At 39.9% G+C, this 9,110-nt stretch carries 7 protein-coding genes; 5 read left to right on the forward strand and 2 right to left on the reverse strand.

Annotated features, from left to right (window positions below; all coding sequences use genetic code 11):
- Positions 1-57: 57 nt before the first annotated feature.
- A complete protein-coding gene (locus tag ACSU6B_RS19125; RefSeq protein ID WP_410887725.1) occupies positions 58-1,494 on the reverse strand; it encodes a four-carbon acid sugar kinase family protein in 1,437 nt (478 codons plus the stop codon).
- A gap of 3 nt (positions 1,495-1,497) precedes the next feature.
- Positions 1,498-2,391: a 2-hydroxy-3-oxopropionate reductase gene (garR, locus tag ACSU6B_RS19130; protein WP_410887709.1), complete on the reverse strand. Its 894-nt coding sequence runs from the start codon at positions 2,389-2,391 to the stop codon at positions 1,498-1,500.
- A gap of 221 nt (positions 2,392-2,612) precedes the next feature.
- Between garR and ACSU6B_RS19135 the strand changes: the two genes are divergently transcribed.
- The 5 genes from ACSU6B_RS19135 to ACSU6B_RS19155 all read left to right on the forward strand — a co-directional run bounded on the left by ACSU6B_RS19135 (position 2,613) and on the right by ACSU6B_RS19155 (position 8,590).
- Positions 2,613-3,239 (forward strand): GntR family transcriptional regulator, encoded by a 627-nt coding sequence (locus ACSU6B_RS19135; RefSeq protein ID WP_410887711.1) that lies wholly within the window; start codon positions 2,613-2,615, stop codon positions 3,237-3,239.
- Between the two features lie 417 nt (positions 3,240-3,656).
- The gene (locus ACSU6B_RS19140) at positions 3,657-4,061 is read left to right on the forward strand and encodes a hypothetical protein (RefSeq protein ID WP_410887713.1); all 405 of its coding nucleotides are present in this window, start codon (positions 3,657-3,659) and stop codon (positions 4,059-4,061) included.
- 1 nt (position 4,062) lies between these two features.
- Positions 4,063-4,734, forward strand: a complete 672-nt coding sequence (locus ACSU6B_RS19145; protein WP_410887715.1) for a PspA/IM30 family protein — start codon at positions 4,063-4,065, stop codon at positions 4,732-4,734.
- Between the two features lie 382 nt (positions 4,735-5,116).
- Positions 5,117-5,977 carry a hypothetical protein gene (locus ACSU6B_RS19150; protein WP_410887717.1) on the forward strand — a complete coding sequence of 287 codons (861 nt, stop codon included), beginning with the start codon at positions 5,117-5,119 and terminating at the stop codon, positions 5,975-5,977.
- Between the two features lie 408 nt (positions 5,978-6,385).
- Positions 6,386-8,590 (forward strand): transglycosylase domain-containing protein, encoded by a 2,205-nt coding sequence (locus tag ACSU6B_RS19155; RefSeq protein WP_410887719.1) that lies wholly within the window; start codon positions 6,386-6,388, stop codon positions 8,588-8,590.
- Positions 8,591-9,110 lie beyond the last annotated feature (520 nt).

The following is a 9,110-nucleotide window of genomic DNA, read 5'->3' on the forward strand; positions in this document are numbered from 1 at the left end:
TCTTTCCCCTTTGAAAGTGTGGAATGCCAGAACGGCATTCCAATCGATCAGTTCAATTTACTTCGTGCTTAATATCTCTACCACTGCTTTTAAATCACTTTGTGTTCCAACATTGCCTGGAAAAATAACATAGGACATGCCTGGATACTTACTTTCATCCCCAGTTCTCCAAACAGGAATCCCCGGTCTAATTTGTCCAGCAACGGTTGCTCTTCTTACCCTTAGTCCTTTTGTTCCTACATCACTGGAGGTAATTCCACCTTTTGCGACAAGGAAATTCGGTTTTACCTGTAATCTCGTTACAATGCTTGTTACCGCGTCAGAAATCGTCACGGCCATTTTTAACTCTTCTTCTTTTTTATTTTCGCCAAGATCGAGCCGTTGTCTACTTGTATAAACGGCTACGGTTTTACCGGAACGGATCAGTGCTTCGGTGGTCTCTACCACGCGGTCGCATTCCGCTTTGAATTGCTCTGGTTGTAAAACTAAATGACTATTAAACTCGATAAATTCAATGGTGGTTAACTCTTTTAATTTTTCTAGCTGTTCCGTTGTCTTTTTCACATGGGAACCGATAATAACTAATCCGCCATTCCCTGTTTCTTCTATTATTAACTCTTCTCTCGTTAGCAGTGCTTTATCACTGACTCCGCCAATGACCTTTGGAAGAGCGGCCGCACTTCTAAAAAGGAAGTTCTTTCCGGCATTGATTGCTTGTACTAAGGCAGCCGTGAATACTTTAACATCGACTTCGTCGACTGCATTCACAACTACTTTATTAAAATCGTTTACCTGAAGAAGCTGTTCCGTGATGGCGCCAATCTCCATGGCCCGTAATTGTTCGAGTGAGATATATAATGTATTTTTAGCGAGAAATAACCCATTCGACTTTTCTTCAATCCATTCTCCTAAATGAGAACTGGAATAGCCAAATGTCCGGTCTTTTGCAAATTCGGTTTCGCCTGCAGGCACAAGCTCTTGACCATTTTGAACATAGTGGATGTTGTTAATGGTCAATCGACCGCCTTCTTTGAAAAATGGCAGGATGACCTCACCATCTATTTTCAACTCAGAACCTGATTCGAGTGTATCCTTTAAAACAGTCGTTTCTAGTGGATAGTGTCCTCTAAGTGTGGAATCTCCACGGCTGATAATGAGGAATTCTCGATTTAATTTCGAAGCTACGGTTAAAATGTTAGTGGCAATCTCGCGATGAGCCTGTTCGGTTTCTTCCGCTGTAAAGCCTCGTGAATTTGTCAAAATGAAAAACATGGACTGCTCTTCGTTAAAGCCCTGCTCAATACTTTCCTCAGACCAATCCGTGAAAACGGAGATATCATGGACGGTTTGGACACCTGTTGGATCATCATCGAGGACGATGATTTTTTTGTTTAGGCCTTTTAGTGCTTCGGTAACTAATTGATGGACTGCCTGACGGTCCACCTCAGGGACGGTTTCTAGGTACGCTGCGGATATTCTGTTCGTTTCAGTCATCATTTACGCCTTCTTTACTTCAACATTGGCAAGCTTTTCATAATAACGGACAATGCTGCCATGATCGTCTTTTATTTTTCCATCGACCTTTAATGCATGGAAAATTTCTAGCAACTGACTTGATAATGGAAGTGGAACGCCAATTTCATGGGCGGTGTCCATTACATTCGTAATATCTTTCATGTTGATGGCAATACTTCCGCCAGCCACGAAGTTCCTGTCTAAAATCAATGGTACCTTGGCATCCAGAACAGCACTTCCAGCAAGTCCGCCGCGGATTGCTTGGTACATTTTTTCAATATCAATACCTGCTTTCGCTGCTAGGACAAGTGCCTCGGACATTGCCGCTATGTTAAGGTTTACAATAATTTGATTGGCAAGCTTTGCGGTCACACCGCAGCCATGATCACCAACTAAGATAACGTCTTTCCCCATCCCATAGAGGACCGGCAGAACGCTTTCAAAAACATCCTCTTTCCCGCCAACCATAATCGCTAATGTACCATCAATCGCTTTTGGTTCGCCGCCGCTGACTGGCGCATCTAGCATGCCAACACCTTTTTCCGCTGCCGCTGCTGCTAGTTCCCGTGAGACTTCAGGTGTAATTGAACTCATATCGATAATGACCGAACCTGCTTTGGCCCCTGCCAAGATTCCATTTTCACTTAAAACGACTTCTTCAACATGCTTTGAGGCAGGTAACATCGTGATGATGACATCACTGTTTTCTGCTACTTCTTTCGCAGAATGAGCCGCCACTGCTCCAGCTTCAACGACTTGATGAACGGCGTCTTGATTTAGATCATTAACCGTAAGTGTGAATCCCGCTTTGATTAGGTTTAATGCCATTGGTTTCCCCATAATTCCTAGACCTATAAAACCAACTTTTTGTGCCATGATAAATTCCTCCTCATTCTATTTGAAATCTTATAAGTTAAGCGATCCGTTCAACTGCAATCGCTTTCAGATATCGTTTACAAAAGTAATTGTACACGAATTTATAATTTTTGTATACATAAAATTATTTTCTGTATACAAAAATCAGTGAAACTGATGTAGATTGTATTTTTTTGACAAGAATTTTGGTAAAATAAATGTAGGTTTGAAGAGATATAGAGGTGAACATTGTGTTAGAAAGTAATCGTTCTCGTCCTGCTTCCCACCAATCCTATGAGATCCTTCGTGATAGGATCTTAAATGGAGAACTTCCTGGTGGTACCAAAATTGTCGAGGAAAAAATTGCTGCTGAATTAGGTGTCAGTAGAACACCCATCCGGGAATCGATTCGAAAGTTGGAGCATGAAGGGCTTATTGAGAATAAAAAAGTTGTGAAGCCGGCCGAAAAGGATTTGCGAAATATGTTTCAAGTACGAATGCTCCTTGAGGGCTATTCCGCTCAGTGTGCAGCATCCTATTTAAAAGAAGATGAGCTTCAATCATTACATCAATGTGTGGAGATAGGAAGGACAGGAACAGTCGAGGAAATTATGGAAGCAAATGCGCGGTTTCATGAAATTATTGTCGGAGCCAGTAATAACCCGGTCATGATTGATATTATCGATCGGATGTCATCCATCATTTACCTTTTCCGTAAAACAGTCGTATTCTACAACCGCCCCCATTTAATCGACGAACACGAGCAAATATACCAAGCCATTAAAGCAAGAAATGGAGAAAAAGCAGAAATGCTAATGAAAACCCATCTACAAGCGGATTTGGAATTTTGCTTGCATCTGTTAAGGTGATAGGGTAGCAAGGGACGCCTTGCGCCTCGAAAGTTGTCGAGTTAGCTCACTCAATTTTTAATCAAAAAGGCAGAAACTCTTACTAAAAAGGGTTTCTGCCTTTTTTTTGATAACCTTTGGTGCCTGACACCACAGGACATTTATGATTTAAAAACGGCTTGTCCCTTTAATGGGCGAATTTTTGAGTTTTATGAGCGAATCTTCAAGTTTCGTGGGCGAATTTTAGGCTTTAATGGGCGAATTTAGTGTTTTTATGAGCGAATTTAGAAGCAATAGCTTAATAGTAAGAAACTGAAACTTATTTTGATAGATTTCAATCCTAAATAAAAAACTTACTTGCTAGTTTTCTCTTTTCACCAAGTTTTCACCATTCTCTATTAATATTCATTACATCAGATAACGAAAGGAGATAAAGAGATGAATACAAAAGTGAAAAAGGGTATTTTCTGGGGTGTGATCATTGCCTCTACGGTACTAGTGATTAACGTACTCCACTTTCTACTAGGAGGGAACAGCGCTTATGCTAGAGGTCCTCATGGACATGGTCCTGGTGAAATGGGAGGCCGTGGCGGATTTGGCGGGGGCCGCCAAATGATGAATGGCGCTCACCATGACGGAGGATTCCCTTGGCTCTTCCTAATTATTGGACTAGCTGCTCTAGTACTATTCGTAAGATGGCTCAGAAAGAAGTCGAAAGCTTCCTCGATGCAACAGTTTATTAACACTTCTGTGGTAGGCTCGCATATCCCGGTAACTAACCAGAATGCTAGCGTTTTAGATCAATGGGAAAAAAATCTATTAACTAAAAAGGAGAATGAATAATATGGGTATTTTTAAAAGATTAAAGACAATAACAATGGCGGAAATTAACGGACTTTTAGACGGTATCGAAGATCCGATTGCGATGTTAAATGAGTATTCTAGGGAAATGGAACAGGAAATTGTCAAAGGTCAGAAAGCCCTAGCTAGGCAAATTTTTGTAGAGAAAAAACAAGAAGCTCTTATTTCGGAAACGAAAGCGTTAGTGGACAAGCGTACTCGTCAGGCCAAACTGGCGATTGAACAAGGGGACGATGCCATGGCCAAATTGGCTGTGCAAGAAAAACTCAACCATGACCGCCAGCTACAACTATATGAGGAGCAATACGAGTCGATTAAGGGACAAACCCAAATCCTCATCGGAAAATTGGACGAGCTGAAGGAAACGTACAACCAAATGCAGCAAAAGAAAATCTTGTTAGTTTCACGTGCGAATGTGGCTCAGTCGATGAAGCAAATTCAGAAAGCGACGATTTCCTTCCATACTGATGATATTGCGAGAGGTGTGGCTCGTGCCGAAGAGCGGATCTTAATGATGGAAGCAGAAGTACAGGCAGGCAATCAATTTGCGACTCCATTAGCTCAGTTTGAAGCAGCAAACAGCAGCTTTGTGAGCGATGAAGAGCTCAATAAGGAAATTGAAAAGTTAAAGTATGAAAAAGCGGCGGTATTATAATACAAGTTTGAGAAGCACCACCGTTTTGGGCGGCGCTGGTTCAAACGAAATTAGTTCCAGCCGTTGTTTTGGGGCTAACTCTGGCCGGCCAGACGGCTTATGTCGGCTACTTTTTAGTCCAAAATTTTATAATACATGAAGTCCTATCTGATCATTTGGGTAGGACCTTTTCAATTTGTTTAACTATTTAAGCAAGACTTGGTGAAACTTTATTTGGGCATATTAAACTTCTAAAGAGTATTGAGATTTAATAGGTAGTGGAAATGTCGTTAGATTTTTTAAATTGTAAAAAGGTTGTGTAGAAATTTATCGAGCATTGTTGGTAAAATAGCAATGGGAAAAAATCCTTATTTGAAGAGATAGTTCAATGGGAGCGGTTAAAATGGAAATAGCTAAATATATTAGAATGAATTTACTAGTCAACAAGTGTTCACCTATTAATAAGCCAAAAAGGTCATTATCGAGTATCCTTATGGCAGCTTTAATCATAGCTACTGTAACGTCTATAAGTTTGCCATCTAAGGCAACTGCAAGTAAACCAGCAACGATACCAGTTAACCCCACTGCTTGGAAGGCAACAGACTCCACTGCATTTTTGGTTAATTCAACAGCAAATATGCAAGGATTAGCATACCATGATGGTTTTTACTACATAGGGTTCGATGTGGGAAACAATCAAGGAATGATAAACAAGTATACACAAAAGGGTGTATTAGTAAAAAGCTCTGGCCCTCTACCCATCGGCCATAGTGCTGAATTATCGTTCCGACCAAAAGATAATCATATTTATGCAGCTAATGGAGGCGGAAATAATCCAGTCATTGTTTATGAAGTAAATGTGGATGTAACTAATCCATATATTGTAAAACAAATCGACCTAAGTAAGCTAGGAAAAGCAGCACTTTTAGGTATCGATAATGATAGCGATATATTAGTGATTCATTCCGCAAGCAGCAATATAGGAAATCCAACCTTTAGTCTAACTGATTTCAATGGTAAGATCATAAAGCAGTTCTCCGTCTCAAATCAGGGAATTCCTCAAGGAATGGAGATTTATAACAAAAAGATCTATTTCTATACAAACAACAAAATAACCGTTATTGATTATACCGGGAAAATCACAAACATCATTAAACTTCCATATACGGGTGAGAGTGAAGGATTAGCGATCTCTGGTACAAAGGAAAAACCAGTTTTATCTGTAGGTTATAACAAACCTAACAGAATTTACGAATTAAAATAAAAGAGCTTCCCTAATCCTGGTGCCTGACACTCCTCGGAATTTGGCTAAGATTGAACGATTAATAAGTGACAGGCACTGTCAGCTAGATTCTAAGGAAGTTCGCGGCATTTAAACAGCCCATATCTACACAAGTAGGTAAGGGCTTATTTGTATTATTAGGTCTAGCTTATGAACCTCTATTACATTTAGGAGCCAATTGGAAGAAAAAATTATTCCTGATTCCCTCATAAATGTAAGACCACTTACGAAGTTCTATAAATAGTTGGTTGAAGGGAGAAGATTTCCCTTTATACGTCTTAGTGAAGGAAGTACAACGGCCTAAATATTCTTATCCATTTTAATAACTAATCAATACCTCCATTAAAATCAACTTTGCGAAACCATAAATAGACATGGGAGAGAAGAAGAATGCCAGAAGAGACCTATCAATCTCGTGAGGAACGAAAACAAGCGGAAAACGCAAGACAGAATCAACAAAGAAGTCAGCGAACACCGAAGAAAAATGGATCATTATTGAGAAAAGGATCATTGTTGAAAAAAGTAATCATTGTCTGTCTCGTACTTGGACTTGTTTCGACAGGAGCAGGAGCTATATCGTTCGCTTCAATGATTAAGGATACGCCTAACTTGGATGCTTCTAAGCTGGTGGATCCACTTTCTACGAAATTCTATGATAAGAACGGAAACTTTATTTATGAGTACGGGAAGGAAAAGCGAACAAAAATTACGTATGAGCAAGTTCCGAAAGTGCTCGAGCAAGCGTTTATTGCCACAGAAGATTCCCATTTTTATGAGCATCAAGGAATCGATATCAAAAGGACGGCCAAGGCCATTTTTGTAAACTTAACCGGAGATTTCGGATCACAGGGCGGTAGTACCATTACGCAGCAAGTGATAAAGAATTCCTTTTTGACTCCAGAGAAAACATTAAAGCGAAAAGTGCAAGAATGGGACTTGGCGTATCAGTTGGAACAGAAATATTCCAAGCACGATATTTTAATGATGTACTTAAACAAAATTTACCTTGGAAACCGCTCTTACGGAGTAGCTGCTGCAGCAAAGAGTTACTATGGTATTGAAGCAAATGATTTGAAAAAATTGACGCTCGCGCAGGCAGCCATGTTAGCTGGACTGCCGCAGAGTCCGAATAACTATGATCCGACCAACCCAGAAAACAAAGAAGCAGCCACAAAGCGTCGTAGTATTGTCTTACGTTCGATGCTTAGAGATGGTTATATAACAGAGAAACAATTGCAGGAAGCTTCAAAAGTTCCAGTTACTGAGGGACTTGTAACAAAAAGCACGCAACAAAGTATGCCTTACGAAGCGTTTTTAGATGCAGTTGTAAAAGAGGTAAAGGGTAAACTGAAGGATGTAGACATCAGTAAGGATGGATTATCTATCTATACTACCCTAGATCCAAAAGCACAGGATTATGCAGACAAAATGTTGAACACCAATGAAATCATTGCCTATCCAGATGCAGGTTTTCAGGGAGCTTTCGTCTTTTTAGATACCAAAACTGGTGAAGTCAGGGCGATCGGCAGCGGGCGAAACGACTATAAAGCAGAATTTCTAGGTAACAACTTTGCAGTTGATATCAAACGTCAACCAGGCTCAACATTTAAGCCGATTTTTGATTATGGTCCTGCGATTGAAAATTTGAAATGGTCCACTGCACATCTAATCAATGACCAGAATACCTCCTATTCAACCGGCGAGCCGATTTCCAACTGGGACCATCAATATCACGGAATGCTGACGATACGGAGTGCACTGGAAAAATCCTATAATATTCCTGCTCTTCTCACGATGCGGGAGGTTGGAATGGATCGGGCAAAGAACTTTGCAGAAAAACTCGGCATTACTTTTAAAGATAACCAAGTATATGAATCCTATGCGATTGGAAGCAATACCGTTAGTCCTTTAGCCATGGCAGGGGCCTACAGTGCTTTTGGAAATAACGGCAACTACAATAAACCGCATTTTGTCCAAAAAGTGGTACTTCCGAATGGTAAAGTAGTGAATTTTTCGGAGAAATCAAAACGTGTCATGCAGGATTACACAGCGTATATGGTGACGGATATGTTACGCACAGTCGTAAAAGATGGGACAGGTACAACAGCGAATGTCATTAACCTAGATGTTGCAGGGAAGACAGGTACAACCAATTTTGATGCAGAGACTAGAGCTAAATTTGGATACCCGACCAACGCGACAAATGATAGCTGGTTTGCAGGATATACCCCGCAATACACAATGGCGGTCTGGACCGGATACGCACAAAACGGTAATGGTAACTATATGGTCGCAAATACGCAGAAAATTTCGCAGTATATGTTTAAAGCCATGATGCAGTCATTTGGAACAGATTCATCGCGTTTTCAGCAGCCAAACAGTGTCTATCAAGTAAATAATGAACTGTATATTAAAGGGGTCAATTCTGCGGAAGTACCACCAAAACCTACTATTAAAAAAGAAAAGCAGGTTAGTGAAGATGGTGGGAATGGGAAGAAGCAAAAAGAAGAAGCGAAACAACAAAAAGAGCAATGGAAAAATCATCAAGGGAAAGGGAAAGGGAAAGAAAAAGGAAAGGGAAAAGGGAAACATTAATCCCGAAGCCAATCCCGGTACCTCTCACCACCCGAGTTTTGTCGAATCAGATAACTCAATTTTAAATTAAAAAGGCAGAAACCCTCACTAAATATAAAGGTTTCTGCCTTTCTTTGAAGGGACCTTTTCGGAGGTCTTTTTATGATATTCAGGTTTTCTCATTTATAATTGACGGGTCATTCTTTGACTTCATGTGAAACCGGTTTTGGTTGTTGATATAAATAGATATGGTATTGTTATCTCAAAAAAGGTTTCTGAGGAAATGAACTCTCTATAAAAAAGGAAAACTTTCTGTTGCATATGTAAACTGAAGGTGTTATGATAGGGAAGTTGCTTTTAACGGCTGTCAAATTCGTTAAAAGTGAGAACAAAAATATTAAAATATTATATTGACATAGCGATAGAGATTCGATATAATAATAAATGTCGCTTCTGACATGGTAGATTGTTCTTTGAAAACTAAACAAACAAAAACGTTCAAACAAACAAAAAATATTGTGTTTCTTCTATTAATATAGAG

The organism is Neobacillus sp. C211 (assembly GCF_051842875.1).
Lineage (GTDB): Bacteria > Bacillota > Bacilli > Bacillales > Cytobacillaceae > Neobacillus.

Bases quoted from the DNA above. Each gene is read 5' to 3' on its own strand.
- ACSU6B_RS19125 (WP_410887725.1), bottom strand. From the start codon at position 1,494: ATGACTGAAACGAACAGAATATCCGCAGCGTACCTAGAAACCGTCCCT.
- garR (WP_410887709.1), bottom strand. From the start codon at position 2,391: ATGGCACAAAAAGTTGGTTTTATAGGTCTAGGAATTATGGGGAAACCA.
- ACSU6B_RS19140 (WP_410887713.1), top strand. From the start codon at position 3,657: ATGAATACAAAAGTGAAAAAGGGTATTTTCTGGGGTGTGATCATTGCC.
- ACSU6B_RS19145 (WP_410887715.1), top strand. From the start codon at position 4,063: ATGGGTATTTTTAAAAGATTAAAGACAATAACAATGGCGGAAATTAAC.
- ACSU6B_RS19150 (WP_410887717.1), top strand. From the start codon at position 5,117: ATGGAAATAGCTAAATATATTAGAATGAATTTACTAGTCAACAAGTGT.
- ACSU6B_RS19155 (WP_410887719.1), top strand. From the start codon at position 6,386: ATGCCAGAAGAGACCTATCAATCTCGTGAGGAACGAAAACAAGCGGAA.